This window comes from Gudongella sp. QWL-04 (assembly GCF_058683975.1).
Genome location: NZ_CM178754.1, coordinates 1,195,571 through 1,212,767, shown reverse-complemented (window position 1 = coordinate 1,212,767; position 17,197 = coordinate 1,195,571). Strand labels below are relative to the sequence as shown.

Genomic DNA, 17,197 nt, shown 5'->3' with positions numbered 1-17,197 from the left:
GAGAATGCAATATTTAACAAAGGGTGATAATACGAGATGAACAAATATATTAAAATATTCGAAGAGCATGATTTTATGGACATAAGGTTTGATGAGCCGATGTCAGCACATACATCATTTAAGATAGGAGGAGCTGCTGACGTCCTTATAAGGATAACCTCAGAAGAGGAGTTAGAAACAGCTTTAAGAGTGTCCAGGGAGCAGGATGTCCCAGTATTTATAATGGGGAATGGCTCTAATCTCCTGGTTAGGGACGGCGGGATAAGGGGAGTTGTACTCAAGATAAACGACGGCTTCGATAAAGTCTGGGTAGAGGGTGATACTATTTGTGCTCAAGCTGGTGCATTGCTGACAGCAGTAAGCAAAGCAGCACTTAGAGAATCTCTGGAGGGGCTTGAATTTGCAAGTGGTATCCCTGGTACGATAGGCGGAGCAATCTCTATGAATGCAGGGGCTTACGGAGGCGAGATGAAGGACGTGGTCACTCTGGTAAGGGCAATTGATAGATACGGAAGGAAGCTCCAGCTTGATGGGCATGAGATGGAATTTGCCTATAGAAACAGCAGAGTCAAAAAGGACGAGCTCATAGTTTTGGATGTAGTAATGAGCCTTGAGAAAGGAGACTATGCAAAAATTGACGAAAGAATAAAGGAGCTTACAGTCCAAAGGACATCAAAGCAGCCGCTAGAAATGCCTAGTGCAGGCAGCACGTTTAAGAGACCGGAGGGGTACTTTGCTGGAAAGCTTATTGAGGATTCAGGTCTTAGAGGCTTAAGGCACGGCGATGCTCAAGTTTCTGAAAAACATTGCGGTTTCGTTGTAAACAGAGGAAGCTCAACCTGCAAAGAGGTAATTGAGCTTATAGAAGTGATACGCAAAACGGTAAGGGATAAATTTGAAGTTGAACTGGAGATGGAAATCAAGCTGGCAGGTGAAGACTGATGATTCGTATAAGGGGTGATTACCATACCCACACCATCTATAGCAGTGGGTTTAAGAAGAAAGGAACCCATGCAAAAGGTACAATAGAGGAGAACGTCGCAGAAGCTTATGCGAAAGGCTTAGAGACGATCGTAATCAGCGAGCATGGACCGGGTCATTACCTATATGGTCTAAGGGTTGAAAATCTTCCGATCATGAAGAAAGAGATCGATAGATTGCGAGAGATATATGAACCAAGAGGATTAAATATACTTCTCGGACTTGAAGCAAATCTGGTAGGATTGGATGGAGAACTTGACGTTGATGAAGGAATAATTAAGCAATTGGACATACTATTAATGGGCTATCACTACGGAGCTACTCCAGGAAGCATAAGGGATGCTCTTGGTTTATATGTTACTCCTCAACTTGCCAAGATATTTGCTGACACTATGGAAGGGTCCATTGAAAGGATGACTGAGGCTTATATCAAAGCTATGGACCGATATCCTATAGATATAATAACCCATCCAGGTTCTAAAGCTAAGGTAGACATAGTCGAGGTCGCAAAAAAAGCCGCTCAGATAGGAACAGCTCTTGAAATAAGCTCTAAGCACGACGAACTATCAGTTAAAAGTCTGGAGCTTATCAAAGACATTCCGGTAATGCTTTACCTTAACAGTGATGCACATGAGCCTTCCAGAGTTGGGGATGTCGAAAAGGGCTTAAAGAAGGCGAAGGACTCAGGGATAGATTTGAAAAGAATAGTAAATATAGTCCTTTGATCAGGAGAAGACGGAAAGGAGAGGTGATAGAGGTGGAATTTGTTGTAATCACAGGGATGTCAGGAGCAGGCAAGTCACAGGCGATGAAGGTAATGGAGGACATGGGATATTACTGTATGGACAACCTGCCGCCGGCGCTTCTCTCCAAGTTTGCAGAGCTAACTCATAAATCAACAAAGGAGATTAAAAAGGTAGCAGTAGTTGTCGATATAAGAGGTGGGGAATTCTTTGAGACTCTTTTTCAGGGGTTGGACCAGCTCACTGCTATGGGGATCGGTTTCAAGATACTGTTCCTCGATTCTGCCAATGATACATTGATTAAAAGATACAAGGAGCTGAGAAGACCTCACCCACTGAATCCGGAAGGTAATCTTTTAGATGGTATAGAGGCAGAACGAGAGGTTCTTAAGCAGGTGAAGAGCAGAGCTGATTATATTATCGATACAACCAAGCTAAATCTCGGGATGCTTAAGGAAGAGATGACTCGTATCTTTATGGAGGGAGAGGAAGCAAGCAAGCTTAGTATTTCCGTTACATCCTTCGGGTTTAAGCACGGGATACTTCTCGACGGAGACCTTGTGTTTGACGTCAGGTTCCTTCCAAATCCCTTCTACATTCCTGAGCTTAAGGAATTTACAGGTTTAGAGAAAAATGTAAGAGACTATGTCTTCAATTGGCCTCAAACTCAGTCATTCATTGATAAAACAATGGATTTACTTGAATTCCTGATTCCATATTACATCCAGGAGGGTAAGACACAATTGGTGGTAGGGATCGGTTGCACTGGTGGCAAACACAGATCAGTTGCCATAGCAGAGAGGGTAGCAGGACTACTCAGAGCTGATGGTCACAGATCGGTTGTCGACCATAGAGATTTGTAAAGCATGACGAAGGGAAATGGAAAATGGATAAGATTTTGAATAGGTCAAAGACACAGCCTAAGGTAGTGGTACTAGGCGGAGGTACAGGATTATCGGTATTGTTAAGAGGTCTGAAGGAAAAAACTGAAAACATAACAGCAATCGTTACCGTCGCTGATGATGGAGGAGGAAGCGGTAGGCTTAGAGAGGATCTTGGGATGCTGCCTCCAGGTGATATAAGGTCTTGTCTTTTGGCTCTAGCAAATACTGAGCCTAATATGGCAAAGCTTCTTGGATACAGATTTTCAGAGGGAGAGCTTAAAGGACAAAGCTTTGGGAATCTATTTATAGCTGCTATGAACGAGATACATGGAAGCTTTGAAAAAGCCATAAAAGAGACCAGCAACGTTCTTTCAATAACCGGCAAGGTACTCCCAGTGACCCTTGCAAATGCAAGGCTTATTGCGCAGCTTGAGGATGGTTCGATTGCAGAGGGTGAATCGATGATACCTGAAATCGCCAAGACCAGGGGAACCCGAATAGCCAGGATGACCATGACGCCAGAGAGATCCTACCCTCTAGTTGAGGCAGTTAAATCTATCAAGGATGCAGATCTTATAGTACTGGGTCCGGGGAGCTTATACACGTCGGTGATCCCGAATCTTCTGGTTAAAAATATGGTACTTCATATAAACAAGGCAAAAGCGCCGACAGTATATGTTTGCAACGTAATGACTCAGCCTGGTGAAACCGATGGATATGGAGTCTTACAGCATGTGGATGCAATAATCAAGCACTCTATGGACGGATTTCTTGATTATGTAATAGCAAATACCGAAGGCATCCCTAAGGATGTTTTATCCAGGTACGGAAGCGATGGAGCAGCCCCTGTGTGTATCCAAAAAGGTGAGGAAAAGGAGCTTAAAAAAAGAGGCATAAAGCTAATCGAAGGAAAGCTTATAGACGTAAAAAATGACTATATACGTCACGATACAGCTCTTTTAAGCGATATGCTCATAAAACTGGTTTAGACAATGGGCAATAAAAAAATGATCCATAGTATACTTAGAATAACAGTTCAAGTTATTCCAAGTACTACCAAGGATCATTTTATTCACTATTCACTAATCAATTATAACTTCTACATCCTTCCACTATCAACTAACTACTATTCAGTCAAATACGCAACTCCAAGCTTTATTGTTTCCTCGATCGCATCCCTGTGAGTTCTCTCAAAGGAGTGGGATGCATCTACTCCCGGTCCGATCAGTCCGACTTTTATGTCGTAACCTGATCTCAGTGCTGCCGAACCATCCGAGCCATAATAAGGGTAAATATCGATCTTGTATCGAATATCGTTTGCTTTGCAAAGCTCAACCAGCCTTTTTCTAAGCTCCAAATCATAGGGACCAGTGCTGTCCTTTGCACAAATAGTTACTGAAAATTCATCGGAGGTCTGCCCTTCACCAGGAGCAGCCATATCGACTGCAATGAACTCGAAGGTATCCTCTGGTATCGCAGCGGATGCGCCATGACCAACCTCCTCGTAATTGCTTATAAAGAAATGGGTCGTATAATTTGGAGAGAGTCCTTCCTTCATTATCTGCCTAGCAATGCCGTATATAGCTATTACACCTGCTTTATCATCTAAATGTCTTGATTTAATAAAGCCTGAGGGAGTGACTACTACCCTTGGATCAAAGCTTACAAAATCACCGACTTGAATACCCAATGCCTCTACATCCTCACGATTTGAAACCACCTCATCCAGTCGAACCTCCATATTTGAAGTTGTTCTGTCGAGGGTCCTGGTTTCTTCACCATGTACATGGGAGGATGCTTTTGTTATGATTAAGGTACCGGTATACTTTTTCCCATCTAGAGTTGAAATCTGAACATGCTCTCCCTCGACCGTACTCATAATGTAGCTTCCAAGCTGTGACAGCTTTAACCTTCCATTGTCCTTAATCTCCTTTACCATTGCGCCAAGAGTGTCTACATGTCCTGAAAGTGTTACGGACTTAGACTGATCCTTCCCTGGGATCGTAGCGATAAGTGCACCCTTACCGGTGAGAACAGTCTTTATGCCAAGCTCTTTGAATAGGTTATCGACAAAGTCTATTGCGGCAGAGGTGTCGCCTGTAGGGCTTGGGATCCTAAGAAGATTTGCAAGCTTTTCTACTATTTCATTCATTTCTATATACATAAATATCCTCCTTCAGTATAATAATTACATTATACCCAAAATGTATTCATGAGGCCATTATTTGTGAAAATGTTTACAAAACGATGTTGAAATGATGTATAATTATAGTAATGTGGAGTAAAATGGGCAATTGGGAGTGGTATCAATGGTAGAGGTAAGCTCTGGAGGAGTGGTGGTATTCGGGAATACTATACTTCTATTGAAGAAGTACAATGGAGATTGGGTACTTCCAAAGGGGAGGCTTGAAAAGGGAGAAAACTTTAAGACTGCAGCCCTGAGAGAAGTACTGGAGGAGTCCGGGGTCAAGGGTGAGGTCATAGAATATATCGGCGAGGTCAATTACAAATACAAGAACCTCAGAGAGGACGAAGTCGTTTACAAAACAGTCCATTGGTATCTAATGCGAACCGGTTCTATGGATTGTGTACCTCAGCGTAAGGAAGGATTTGTGGATGCCAGGTTCGTACATATGGATAAGGCAAAGGATCTAGTTAGATACTCTGATGAAAGAAAGGTTATTCTAAAAGGTATAGAAATACTGAAGCAAACGAGGTGATTCCATGTCATTCTCTTCAACAACGAAGAATGAGCTTTCGAGAATAAATATAGATAGCAGATGCTGCGCTCTGGCAGAGCTGGCAGCCCTGGTAAGGATGAACGGATCGATCCAGATAACAGGGATGCAAAATATCAATCTTAGATTTACGACTGAGAACGCTGCCATAGCAAGAAGGATTTTTTCAATACTTAAGCTATTATACCATACAGAAATCGAAGTTATGGTGCGAAGAAACAAGCAATTAAAGAAGAACAACAATTATTTGATAGTTATCCATGATCAAAGCATTTCCCAAAGAGTCCTGGATGATGTTGGTTTTATAACAAAGGACAGGAAAAATCTTTTTGACCCTAGCTATGAGATGCCAATAGAGCTTATATCAAACCGATGCTGCAAAAGGAGCTATGTACGGGGTTCATTCCTTGGCGGAGGATCGCTCAGTAATCCAGAAAAAACCTATCACTTGGAATTTGTGACGAACCATGAAAGTCACGCTGAGAATCTTAGAGATATTATAAACTCCTTCGATTTGACCTCGAAAATAATTCAGAGGAAAGAAAATTTTGTTGTGTATATCAAAGAGGGCGAGCAGATAGTCGACATCCTCAATATAATCGGTGCCCACCAGGCACTATTAAAACTAGAGGACATAAGAGTTCTTAAGGAAGTGAGAAACAACATAAACCGTTTAGTAAATTGCGAAACGGCAAATCTTGAAAAAACCATAGAGGCATCTATGAGGCAAATAGAAGGCATAGAGCTTATTAAAAAAAAACTGGGACTTTCACGGTTGCCAGATAACCTAAGGGAGATCGCAGAGCTAAGGCTGGAATATCCTGATGCTTCCCTTAAGGAAATAGGGGAGATGGCAAATCCACCGGTAGGAAAATCAGGAGTAAATCACAGATTTAGAAAAATCGAAGAAATCGCTGAAGAGCTTAGAGGAGGAGTATAGAGATGGAGAAGAGGAAGGTAGAGCTTAAAAATCCTGAGGGTCTGCATGCAAGGCCGGCAGCACTTTTTGTAAAGATTGCAAATAAGTATGAAAGCGAGCTGGATATCCAGTCGGAGGAAAGAACCGTCAATGGAAAGAGCATTATAGGGATAATGTCACTGGGAGCATTTCAAGGTGAAGAAATAACGCTTATCACCAGGGGACCTGATGAGAGGGAAATGGCTGATGCACTTGCAAAGCTTATTGAGGAAGGCTTCCAGGAGGTATAACCACCAGCATGAAGAATATTATTGTGACAAATAACCATCTAGTTCGTGATAAATTTGATGGCCTGTTTCAGATAGAATTTGTGGAAGGGCTGGACTATATCAAGGTCCTATCTTTGGTAAGGGACAGACTCCATATAGGACATCAGCTCCTTACACATCCCTTGTCAGGCAGTATCAAGCCAAATGAAACGCCGTACAAGAGCGTAATAATTTCGGGCAAGACGGCTGAGCTCGATCAGTCAGGACTTATTATCGTCGAGGAGAGCATAGTCACTGCATCCAAGTTTATTGAGAACAAGCCTACCCCCAACTGGCCAGAAAGCATACTTGATGATTTCAGAGTGATTGATCTATCTCTGATGGAGAACGTCATTGAAAGGCTCGGACATAGGTAGAATTAAAATGCAATCGAAAACATATTAGACAAATGGATAAGATGGCTTCCACATTGCGGAAGTCTTTCTTTTTTTTGCTTTGGTATGATAAAATATCAATATGATTGACAGGGAGTGAGACCATGAAGAAAAGCTTCGCACATCTGCACGTTCATACTGAATACAGCCTTTTGGATGGCTCTATAAGGATCAAGGATCTTATTTCTCAAACTAAGGCACTTGGTATGGATTCTATTGCAATTACAGATCATGGTGCTATGTTTGGTGTAGTTCAGTTTTTTCAGGAGGCAAAGAAGCAAGGTATAAAGCCAATACTGGGATCCGAGGTATATGTAGCCATAAACAGCAGATTTGACAGGGATCCCAAGGACAAGAGTCAATATCATCTTGTATTGCTTGCGAAGAGCAACAAAGGCTATGAAAACCTTATGAAGGTGGTTTCTGAGGGGTACGTAAACGGATTCTACTATAGACCCAGAGTCGATCATGAGATACTAGAGCAGTACAGCGAGGATATCATCTGCTTGTCCGCATGTCTTGGAGGAGAGGTACAGCAACAGCTGCTGGACAACAACTACGAAAGGGCCAGGGAAACTGCGTTACTCTACGACCGAATATATGGCAGAGGTAATTTTTATCTTGAACTTCAGGATCATGGGATCCGCGAGCAAGTCATCGTAAATGAGGAACTGAGGAGGCTGAGTAGAGAAACAGGGATTCCCTTGGTTGCTACGAATGATGTCCACTATCTGAGGAGAGAGGACGCACTGGTACACGACGTCCTACTTTGTGTTCAGACAGGCAAGACAGTCGTAGACGAGGATAGAATGAGATTCCCATCGGAAGAGTTCTACCTTAAGTCCCCGGAGGAAATGGATAACCTATTTCCTGAGGATATTTCCGCCTTGATAAACACAGTTGATATTGCTGAACGCTGTAACGTCGATCTGGAATTTGGCAAGCTCCACCTTCCAAGCTATCAGGTGCCTGAGGGTTCCGATAAGGAAGAGTATTTTAGAAACCTTTGCCTTCAGGGCCTAGGAAACAGATACCATGATATTACTCCCGAAATAATGGAGCGCTTTGAATATGAGCTATCAGTAATAACTCAGATGGGTTATATAGATTACTTCCTTATAGTTTGGGATTTCATCAAATACGCAAGAGACAATGGAATAATGGTAGGACCGGGCAGAGGATCAGCAGCCGGAAGTATAGTATCCTATGCATTGAATATAATTGACATCGATCCGCTGGAGTACGGCCTCCTCTTCGAGAGATTTCTTAATCCTGAGAGAATAACGATGCCTGATATAGATATTGATTTTTGCTATGAAAGACGAGAGGAAGTGATCCAATACGTCATCGAGAAGTACGGAGCTGACAGGGTCGCCCAAATCGCGACATTCGGTACGATGGCAGCACGTGGAGCTATAAGAGATGTTGGAAGAGCCGTAAACATGCCTTATGGCGAAGTTGATTATATCGCAAAGCAGATACCTACAGAGCTTGGTATAACCATAGACAGAGCTCTGGAAATAAGCAAAACCCTTAAGACTGAATACGACGAGAATCCCGAGACAAGGCAGCTTATTGACCTGGCAAGAGCAGTTGAAGGTCTACCCAGACACACTTCGACTCATGCAGCAGGAGTAGTGATATCTAAGGAGCCAATTACAAAATATGCTCCTCTTCTTAGAAACAACGATGCCATTACAACACAGTTCACAATGCTGGAGCTTGAGGAATTGGGTCTGTTAAAAATGGATTTTTTAGGTCTGAGGACCCTTACTGTAATAAGGGATGCTGTTGGCCTGATCAAGCGTGAGCATATAAGGGAGATAGATTTTTCAAAACTGCCTATGGATGACCCCAAGGTACTTCAGTTGTTTGCCAAGGCAGAAACTCTTGGGATTTTTCAGTTTGAAAGTGCGGGCATGAGAGCCTTCCTTAAGGAGCTTAAGGCTGACGCCTTTGAAGACCTTATTGCTGCGAATTCACTTTTCAGGCCGGGCCCCATGAATCAGATACCAACCTTCGTTGCCTGCAAACATGATCCTTCGCTAATTACCTACCTCCACCCGACTTTGGAACCAATTCTTGATGTAACCTATGGGTGCATAGTGTACCAGGAACAGGTAATGGAGATAGTAAGAAAGCTAGGGGGGTATTCCTTCGGAAGGGCAGACCTTGTAAGAAGGGCCATGGGTAAGAAAAAGATGGACGTGATGGAGAAGGAAAGAAGAAACTTCATCTACGGACAGACCGATGAAAACGGAGAAATAATTCTTACAGGAGCTATAAGGAATGGAGTTGACGAGACTACAGCCTCAAAAATATTCGACCTGATGATAGATTTTGCCAATTATGCCTTCAATAAATCACACTCAGCAGCATATGCTGTTATCGCCTATAGAACTGCATGGCTTAAGGTGTATTACCCGGTAGAATTCATGGCAGCCCTTATTTCCTCTATCATGGGAAACACCTCACAGGTATCCCTGTATATTCAGGAATGCAAAAGATTGAGTATAGAGGTTCTGCCTCCTGATATAAATTACTCAGAAGGTAAATTTACGGTAGACAATGCAAGGATAAGATATGGTTTATCAGCGGTAAAAAATGTAGGAGAGAACCTTATCGCTGCAATAATAAAAGCCAGAGAAGATGGCAAATTCAAAAGCTTCACCGAATTTATCGAGCGTATCGAAAAAACTGACAGCTCAGTAATGAATAAAAGAGCCGTCGAAAGCCTTATCAAGGCAGGTGCAATAGATTCCCTCGGTGCTAACAGAGCACAGCTTTTATCGATTTTTGAGAAGACAATAGATGGAATCCACTCAGACAGGAAAAGAAATTTGGATGGTCAGTTCTCGTTATTTGACAATGGTCAAGCCAGCTATGAGGATAGACTGCCTGACCTTAGAGAGTTTCCTCAAAATACACTGCTGCAGATGGAGAAGGAAATTTTGGGTATATATGTTTCCGGACACCCATTGATGCCCTATGAGAGAGAAATTAAGCTGCTTTCAACCTTCTCTACTGCAGATCTGATCTCAGAAGGTATGGATGGACAAATGGAGCCTGCAGGAGCCAGGGATGGACAAAGGGTTGCGATAGCTGGAATAGTCATGGAGAGGAAAAATAAGGTCACAAGGAATAATAATATGATGGCATTCGTAACTCTTGAAGATCTATATGGAGCCATCGAGTGCATAATATTCCCCGCTATTTATGAAAAGAACTATAATTTAATAGAGGAGGACAGCATCGTCCTTGTTGAAGGAAGGCTATCCATATCCGAAGTGGAGGATCCGAAAATTATTGTAGAAAAACTTTCGCCGATCCAAAAGCTCAGCTTTGAGAAGATATATCTTAAGCTCCCTAAATCGACAAGACCTGATATTCTTGGCGAAGTCAAAGGTATACTATCAAAATATCCTGGAGAAACTCCGGTTTACGTATTCTTCGAGAGAGAAAATAAAATGGTTGCAGCTGACCGGAGCCTTTGGATAAGAAAAGGAAACAGCGAGGTAATTGAGGAGCTTCAAGATCTTTTAGGCAAGGATTGTGTGAAATTGTCTTGAGTAAAGATGATATACAGAAAAAGGGAGGTAACTATGAAGACGATCGGAGTTCTAACCAGCGGAGGCGATGCACCTGGTATGAATGCTGCGATAAGAGCAGTAGTCAGGGCCGGGATTTTCAATAACGTAAGAATGCTTGGAATACAACAGGGCTACCAGGGGCTTATTAATGGTGACCTTGACGATATGGACGTATCCTCAGTGGCTGACATATTGCACAGAGGAGGGACTATACTCAGAACCGCAAGGTCAGAGGAATTTATGACTCCTGGAGGCTTCAAGAAAGCCCTTAACGTTATAGATGTATATAATATGGATGGTCTTGTGGTACTTGGTGGGGACGGAAGCTTCAAGGGAGCTAGGGAGCTTGCAAAGGCTGGAGTAAACACCATAGGGATACCCTGCACCATCGACAATGACCTGGCCTATACTGATTATACAATAGGATTCATGACTGCAGTCGAAACAGCAGTGGATGCAATAGGAAAAATCAGAGACACCTCTTCGGCTCACGGACGTGCAAATGTAGTAGAAGTGATGGGAAGACATTGCGGAGATATAGCTCTTTATGCTGGAGTTGCCGGTGGTGCGGAAAGCATAGTGGTCCCGGAAAAGGCTTTCGACGTTGAAGAAATCTGCCAGAAGCTTCTCAAGGGCAGGAACAGAGGGAAGCTGCACCATATTATCGTATTTGCTGAGGGAGTAGGAAACGCCTACGAGCTGACTAAGGAAATTGAGGACAAAACAGGTATAGAGACAAGACTTACTGTATTGGGATACATCCAAAGAGGGGGAAGTGCTTCATCCTTCGATAGGATACTTGCCAGCAGGATGGGTATTCGGGCAGTAGATCTACTCCTGGACGGGAAATCAAACCGGGCATTGGGCTTCAAATGCAATGAGATCGTAGACGTCGACATAGATCAGGCACTCTCTATGAAAAAGGATTTTGAGGATGAGCTTTACGAGACAGCAAGGGTGCTGTCTATTTAGGAGGAATATAAAATGATGAAAAAAACCAAGATAGTTGCTACAATAGGTCCGGCTTCTGAATCAGAGGAGATGCTAAGAAAGCTCATAACACAGGGTGTTAATGTGTGCAGGCTGAATTTTTCACACGGAAGCCACGAAGAGCATCAGGTCAGGATAGATGCTATAAAAAAGGTCAGAAAAGAGATGAATGCTCCGGTCGCAATAATGCTGGATACAAAGGGACCTGAGATCAGACTCGGCAGATTCAAGGATGGAGTAGTTGAGATCAAACAAGGACAGGAATTCACACTGACCACCAGAGTGGTAGATGGAGATTCCAGCCTGGTTACCGTCTCCTATAAGGATATGCCAAACGACGTTTCTATTGACGGAATTGTTCTTATTGATGACGGTCTAGTTGAATTTAAGGTCGTTGAGAAAACAGACACTGACATAAAAATGATAGCTCTTAATGAAGGAATACTAAAGAACAATAAGGGGGTTAACGTACCGAATGTAAGTATAAACCTACCAGCCCTTACTGAAAAGGATATTGGAGACATATTGTTCGGGATAAAAAATGAAGTGGATTTCATAGCAGCCTCCTTTGTGAGGAAAGCTTCTGACGTAAATGACATAAGGAGGATCCTTGAGGAGAATGGCGGACTCGATATAGACATCATATCCAAAATAGAAAACCAACAGGGATTGGATAATATTGATGAGATAATAAATGTTTCTGATGGAATAATGGTAGCAAGGGGAGACCTTGGCGTCGAAGTTCCAACTGAAGAGATCCCATTGATTCAAAAGACCTTGATAAGAAAGTGCAATCAGGTTGGCAAGCCTGTAATAACAGCAACTCAAATGCTTGATTCAATGATAAGGAACCCGAGACCTACAAGAGCCGAGGTAACTGATGTGGCCAATGCCATCATTGACGGAAGCAGTGCAGTCATGCTCTCCGGAGAAACTGCAGCGGGTAAATATCCCCTTGAAGCAGTCAGGACAATGTATAATATATGCATCAATACGGAGAATTCTCTGGATTACAGAGAGATCCTGAAGCTGAGATCCGGAGCAAATGAGATCACAACAACCAACGCGATCTCCAAGGCTACGGTCAACACTGCTCAGGATCTTGGAGCAAAGGCAATAATAACGGCTACTTCCTCAGGATACACCTCCAGAGCCATATCTAAATTCAGGCCTAAGGCTCCAATAATTGCAGTTACTACAAAGCCTTACGTCGTGAGAAAGCTGGCTCTTGAATGGGGAGTATACCCCATCCTTGCACCGGCATGCGAGTCCACTGACGAGGTTCTTGACAACTCTATACATGCATCCATGGAGGCTGGGTTTGTCGATGAGGGTGATTTGGTGGTAATAACTGCAGGGATACCTGTCGGGCTTTCAGGAACGACTAACCTTATAAAAGTTCACACCATTGGGAAAGTTCTTCTTACAGGCATGGGCATTGGAAACAGGGTAGGTACAGGCAGGGTAGTTGTTGGAAACTCCGAAGAAGAGCTATTGTCCAAGTTTGAAGATGGAGATGTCCTCGTTTGCAGAGCAACCTATAGAGACATGGTAAAATTTATGGAAAGAGCTTCTGCAGTAATAGCTGAGGAAGGTGGACTGACATCCCACTGTGCCATCGTAGGACTGAATCTGAACAAGCCCACAGTAGTTGGAGCAGCTAATGCTACACAGCTTCTTAATGAGGGAGACATAGTCACTGTCGACGGAATCACAGGACAGGTTTACAAAGGTGAAGCAAAAGTGTTATAATGCACATTATAAATGACAATGCGAGGAGTATGGTGAGATGATAGAAGGTAGAATAGAGACTGAAGAGCTTTATGCCCTGATAAGGAAGAGGATAATCCAGCTACAGTATCAGCCTGGAGAGATACTAAACGAAGCAGATCTTGCAGATGAGTTTGGAATAAGCAGAACACCGGTCAGAAGGGTTTTCCAGCTGCTGAGTACAGACAAGCTGATCAATGTCGTCCCTAGATACGGAGCCCAGGTTGCACCTGTTGATTTCAGAAGAATGAAGGCCGTATTCGAGGTTACAAGAGAGTTGGATCCCTTTGCCACTAAGCTTGCAGTAGAGAGGATCAGTAAGGATAAAATTGAAGAGCTTCAGGAAATCGTGGATAGGATCAATAGTTATCACATAGAAACTGACTACCAGAAGGCCATAGATGACGATGAAAGATTTCATGAAATAATTCTCGAGAGCTGCGGTAACGAATGGCTTCAGGATATACTGACCTCACTTCACTACCATACAGAAAGACTCTGGCACTACTGTGAAAGCTATTTCAACAGCATCGATCTCTTCTCAGAAACTCTGACGAGTATACTTGAAGCCATTAAGGAAGGTGATTCTGAGAGAGCAGAGCAGCATTCCAGAGACCATATAGACCAGTTCGTATCAAGAATAAAAAGTGAAATGCTGTAGCATATAGATAAATCTCATCCAAAAATGATATGGATGAGATTTTTTTATATATTTTTAGAAATACTATTGAAATACAATTGAAAAACATATAAAATAATAAACAGGAACAACATGATAAAAAAATATCAAAGGAGGAATTGAATGGGTGTCAGTAAAAATGGATCCAGGGTCGTCAAGATTTCGAGGAGGAATAACAATGACCGATAATTTTTATGTGGTTACCAACAATCCTCTTTTTTTTGGATCTGAGTTCAGAACAGAGGTAGTTGATGGAGGCTTTGAGGATGTACTTCTTAAAGTCAGGAATATGATCCACCAGGGACATGAGCTTATAAGTCACCCGCTCGGAGCTAGTATCAGGATGATGTACTCTCCATACAGATCAGTACTAGTTGGAGAAAAAACTGATACCATGAATAACTTCTATGTTGAGGTGATTGAAGGCAGTATCGATACTTACAGAAAAAACACTGGTCATAGAAATATAGACCAAAGTAACGCAAATGACTATGCTCTGATTGACAAGCATCTGCTTTTGGAGGCAATCAAGGAGCATGAAAATCTGAAGATGGCTTAATAAAATCAGGAGGTGTAAAGATGAAGCTGGAATTAAGAAAGGTAAAAGTAAAAGACATCGTACTTGGAGACCAGATGAAATTCTCCAATGGAGTACTTACAGTTGATGAAAAAGGACTTATTGCGGCTCTAAAGGAAGACGTTAATGTAAAGGAAATCAAGATTGACTTGGCAAAGCCAGGTGAGAAAACGAGAATTATCCCCGTAAAGGACGTTATTGAACCAAGAGTTAAGATAGAAGGAAAGGGAAATGGCTTCCCTGGAGTTACCACTGCAGTTGAACAACTGGGTTCAGGAATAGTAAACGTGCTTGATGGTGCTGCTGTTGTAACGATAGGCGACATTGTTGGCTTCCAGGAAGGAGTAGTCGACATGTGGGGTGAGGGTGCCAAATGGACACCATTCTCAAAGACTATGAATATTGTTATTGACATAATCCCTTCAGACGGACTGGATCCTCACACTCATGAAACCACGGTTAGACTCGCAGGCCTGAAGGCAGCTGAGCTTATCGGTTATGCGGCGAAGGATGCACCTGCGGATGAGGTAGAGGTTTTCGAGATGGGAAGCATATTTGAGGAGACGGAGAAATACCCAGACCTTCCAAAGGTTGTATATGTTGAGATGCTTATATCACAGGGACTTCTTCATGACGGATATATCTATGGAGTAAACAGCCAGCAGATATTACCAACTCTAATCCATCCCAATGAGGAGCTTGATGGAGCTGTTATCAGCGGCAACTGCGTAGCTGCATGCGATAAGATCACTACTTACCAGCATCAGAACAACTCTGCAATCCTGGACCTATATAAAAGACATGGAAAGGATATTAATTTCCTTGGAGTAATTCTTACTCCTGAGCTAACTACACTTGCAGGGAAATTCAGAACTTGTGACTATACTACTAAACTGTGCAAGAGCCTTGGAGCAGATGGAGTAATTGTATCTGAAGAGGGTTACGGAAATCCAGACTCAGACCTTCTGATGATCTGCAAGAGACTTGAAAATGATGGAGTAAAAACAGTTCTTATAACTGATGAGTGTTCAGGCTGGGACGGAATGAGCCAGCCATTGGCAGACACCACACCTGAAGCAGTTGCTGTTGTTTCAGCAGGAAACGTAAGTCACGTAGTTGAACTTCCTCCAGCTGATAAGGTAATTGGAAATGATAAGGCTATCGCCACTTTAGCGGGCGGTTGGGAAGGCTGTCTAGGTGAGGACGGCAGCATGAAGTGTGAGCTGAATGCGGTTATTGGCGCAACTTCTGAAATTGGCTACCACAATCTTACAGTGAAGCTGTATTAGAAAGGGAGGTTAAGGATATGTCATATAAAATACTGTACTACGTCAATCAGTTTTTTGGACAGGTAGGGGGAGAAGAGCAAGCAGGTATTGCCCCATTCTATAAAGAAGAAAAAATAGGACCTGCCATAGGATTTGAACAGCTCCTTAATGGAGAAGCAAAGGTAGTTGGAACTCTTATATGTGGAGATAACTACTTTAATGAGAACACTGAAGAAGCAGTTAAATTCATATACGATACTATAGCATATGTAAAGCCTGATCTTGTAGTTGCAGGTCCAGCCTTCAATGCTGGAAGATATGGAATGGCTTGTGCTGGGGTCGCGAATGCTGTGATAGACAAGCTTGGCATCCCTGTAGTGACAGGAATGTATCATGAAAACCCAGGAGTAGATCAATGCAAGGCTAAAGCAATTATAGCTGAAGTAACTGATTCAGCAGCTGGTATGAGAACAGCCCTGCCAGTGATGGCTAAAATAGCACTTAAGCTTCTTAAAAAAGAAGAACTAGGTACACCAAAGGAAGAGGGCTATATTGCTCAAGGTAAGAGACTTACAGTTTTTGCTGACAAGAGGGGCTCAGAAAGAGCTGTTGAGATGCTTATCGCTAGATTCAAGGGTGAGGAGTTTGAAACTGAGCTTCCAATGCCTGTATTCGACAAGGTAGCTCCAGCTGATGCAATAAAGGATCTGCCAAAGGCAAAGATTGCTCTTATAACCAGCGGCGGTATAGTTCCAACGGGGAATCCTGATAGGATCCAATCAGCTAGTGCACAAAAATGGGGTAAATACGATGTTTCAAGTATAAGCGAGATGACTGGCGGGTATTATACGATACACGGTGGTTATGACCCTGTCTATGCTAATGAGGTACCTGACAGAGTAGCACCTCTAGATATGCTGAAAAAATTCGAGAAAGAGGGATTGATTGGCGGGGTATACGAATACTTCTATACTACGACAGGAACTGGAACATCAGTAGGAAACGCAATAAAATTCGGCCAGGAGATTGGTAAGGAGCTTAAGGAAGCTGGAGTAGATGGAGCTATCCTCACCTCGACCTGAGGCACCTGTACTCGTTGCGGTGCAACGATGGTTAAGGAAATCGAAAGATATGGCATTCCAATAGTTCATATGTCAACAATAACTACAATATCCGAATCGGTTGGAGCAAATAGAATAGTACCAACGATCGCAATACCTTACCCGGTAGGCAATCCAAGTCTTTCCAAGGAAGTAGAAACAGACTTGAGGGAAAAACTTGTAAAGAGAGCACTTACTGCACTGTCCACCGAAATAACTGAGGTTTCATACTTCTAGATCCAGAGAGGCTTGTGC

At 42.8% G+C, this 17,197-nt stretch carries 16 protein-coding genes; 15 read left to right on the top strand and 1 reads right to left on the bottom strand.

Annotation, left to right across the window (positions count from 1 at the left end; all coding sequences use genetic code 11):
- Positions 1 to 36 precede the first annotated feature (36 nt).
- From murB to AC4PHB_RS06180, 4 genes are read left to right on the top strand one after another with little or no spacing between them, the layout of a single operon-like run.
- Entirely contained in the window at positions 37 to 942 is a 906-nt protein-coding gene (gene murB, locus AC4PHB_RS06195) for a UDP-N-acetylmuramate dehydrogenase (protein WP_492135583.1), read from the top strand.
- Positions 942 to 1,706 (top strand): PHP domain-containing protein, encoded by a 765-nt coding sequence (locus AC4PHB_RS06190; protein WP_492135582.1) that lies wholly within the window; start codon positions 942 to 944, stop codon positions 1,704 to 1,706. Before murB ends, AC4PHB_RS06190 begins: the two co-directional genes overlap by 1 nt.
- 32 nt (positions 1,707 to 1,738) lie before the next feature.
- Positions 1,739 to 2,587 carry an RNase adapter RapZ gene (gene rapZ / locus AC4PHB_RS06185; protein WP_492137748.1) on the top strand — a complete coding sequence of 283 codons (849 nt, stop codon included), beginning with the start codon at positions 1,739 to 1,741 and terminating at the stop codon, positions 2,585 to 2,587.
- Positions 2,588 to 2,610: 23 nt separating this feature from the next.
- On the top strand, positions 2,611 to 3,597 hold the full coding sequence (locus tag AC4PHB_RS06180; RefSeq protein ID WP_492135581.1) for a gluconeogenesis factor YvcK family protein: 987 nt from the start codon (positions 2,611 to 2,613) through the stop codon (positions 3,595 to 3,597).
- A 137-nt stretch (positions 3,598 to 3,734) separates the two neighbouring features.
- On the opposite strand, the gene AC4PHB_RS06175 is transcribed toward AC4PHB_RS06180, so the two are convergent.
- On the bottom strand, positions 3,735 to 4,772 hold the full coding sequence (locus AC4PHB_RS06175) for a M42 family metallopeptidase (RefSeq protein ID WP_492135580.1): 1,038 nt from the start codon (positions 4,770 to 4,772) through the stop codon (positions 3,735 to 3,737).
- Between the two features lie 145 nt (positions 4,773 to 4,917).
- Here AC4PHB_RS06175 and AC4PHB_RS06170 point away from each other — a divergent pair, with 145 nt between their 5' ends.
- The 11 genes from AC4PHB_RS06170 (at position 4,918) to AC4PHB_RS06120 (ending at position 17,179) form a co-directional block, all read left to right on the top strand.
- Positions 4,918 to 5,328 (top strand): NUDIX hydrolase, encoded by a 411-nt coding sequence (locus AC4PHB_RS06170; protein ID WP_492135579.1) that lies wholly within the window; start codon positions 4,918 to 4,920, stop codon positions 5,326 to 5,328.
- Positions 5,329 to 5,332: 4 nt separating this feature from the next.
- Positions 5,333 to 6,286 (top strand): DNA-binding protein WhiA, encoded by a 954-nt coding sequence (gene whiA, locus AC4PHB_RS06165; RefSeq protein WP_492135578.1) that lies wholly within the window; start codon positions 5,333 to 5,335, stop codon positions 6,284 to 6,286.
- Between the two features lie 2 nt (positions 6,287 to 6,288).
- Entirely contained in the window at positions 6,289 to 6,555 is a 267-nt protein-coding gene (locus AC4PHB_RS06160; RefSeq protein ID WP_492135577.1) for an HPr family phosphocarrier protein, read from the top strand.
- Between the two features lie 8 nt (positions 6,556 to 6,563).
- Positions 6,564 to 6,950, top strand: coding sequence for a GrdX family protein (locus AC4PHB_RS06155; RefSeq protein ID WP_492135576.1), 387 nt, complete (start codon positions 6,564 to 6,566; stop codon positions 6,948 to 6,950).
- Between the two features lie 122 nt (positions 6,951 to 7,072).
- Positions 7,073 to 10,537 carry a DNA polymerase III subunit alpha gene (locus AC4PHB_RS06150; protein WP_492135575.1) on the top strand — a complete coding sequence of 1,155 codons (3,465 nt, stop codon included), beginning with the start codon at positions 7,073 to 7,075 and terminating at the stop codon, positions 10,535 to 10,537.
- Positions 10,538 to 10,570: 33 nt separating this feature from the next.
- Positions 10,571 to 11,530, top strand: coding sequence for a 6-phosphofructokinase (gene pfkA / locus AC4PHB_RS06145; protein ID WP_492135574.1), 960 nt, complete (start codon positions 10,571 to 10,573; stop codon positions 11,528 to 11,530).
- A 12-nt stretch (positions 11,531 to 11,542) separates the two neighbouring features.
- Positions 11,543 to 13,300: a pyruvate kinase gene (gene pyk / locus AC4PHB_RS06140; protein WP_492135573.1), complete on the top strand. Its 1,758-nt coding sequence runs from the start codon at positions 11,543 to 11,545 to the stop codon at positions 13,298 to 13,300.
- A 37-nt stretch (positions 13,301 to 13,337) separates the two neighbouring features.
- Positions 13,338 to 13,979, top strand: coding sequence for a GntR family transcriptional regulator (locus AC4PHB_RS06135; RefSeq protein ID WP_492137730.1), 642 nt, complete (start codon positions 13,338 to 13,340; stop codon positions 13,977 to 13,979).
- A 196-nt stretch (positions 13,980 to 14,175) separates the two neighbouring features.
- Positions 14,176 to 14,556 (top strand): GrdX family protein, encoded by a 381-nt coding sequence (locus AC4PHB_RS06130; RefSeq protein WP_492137729.1) that lies wholly within the window; start codon positions 14,176 to 14,178, stop codon positions 14,554 to 14,556.
- 20 nt (positions 14,557 to 14,576) lie between these two features.
- Entirely contained in the window at positions 14,577 to 15,863 is a 1,287-nt protein-coding gene (locus tag AC4PHB_RS06125) for a glycine/sarcosine/betaine reductase component B subunit (RefSeq protein WP_492137728.1), read from the top strand.
- 17 nt (positions 15,864 to 15,880) lie between these two features.
- On the top strand, positions 15,881 to 17,179 hold the full coding sequence (locus AC4PHB_RS06120) for a glycine/betaine/sarcosine/D-proline family reductase selenoprotein B (RefSeq protein ID WP_492137727.1): 1,299 nt from the start codon (positions 15,881 to 15,883) through the stop codon (positions 17,177 to 17,179).
- Positions 17,180 to 17,197: the final 18 nt, after the last annotated feature.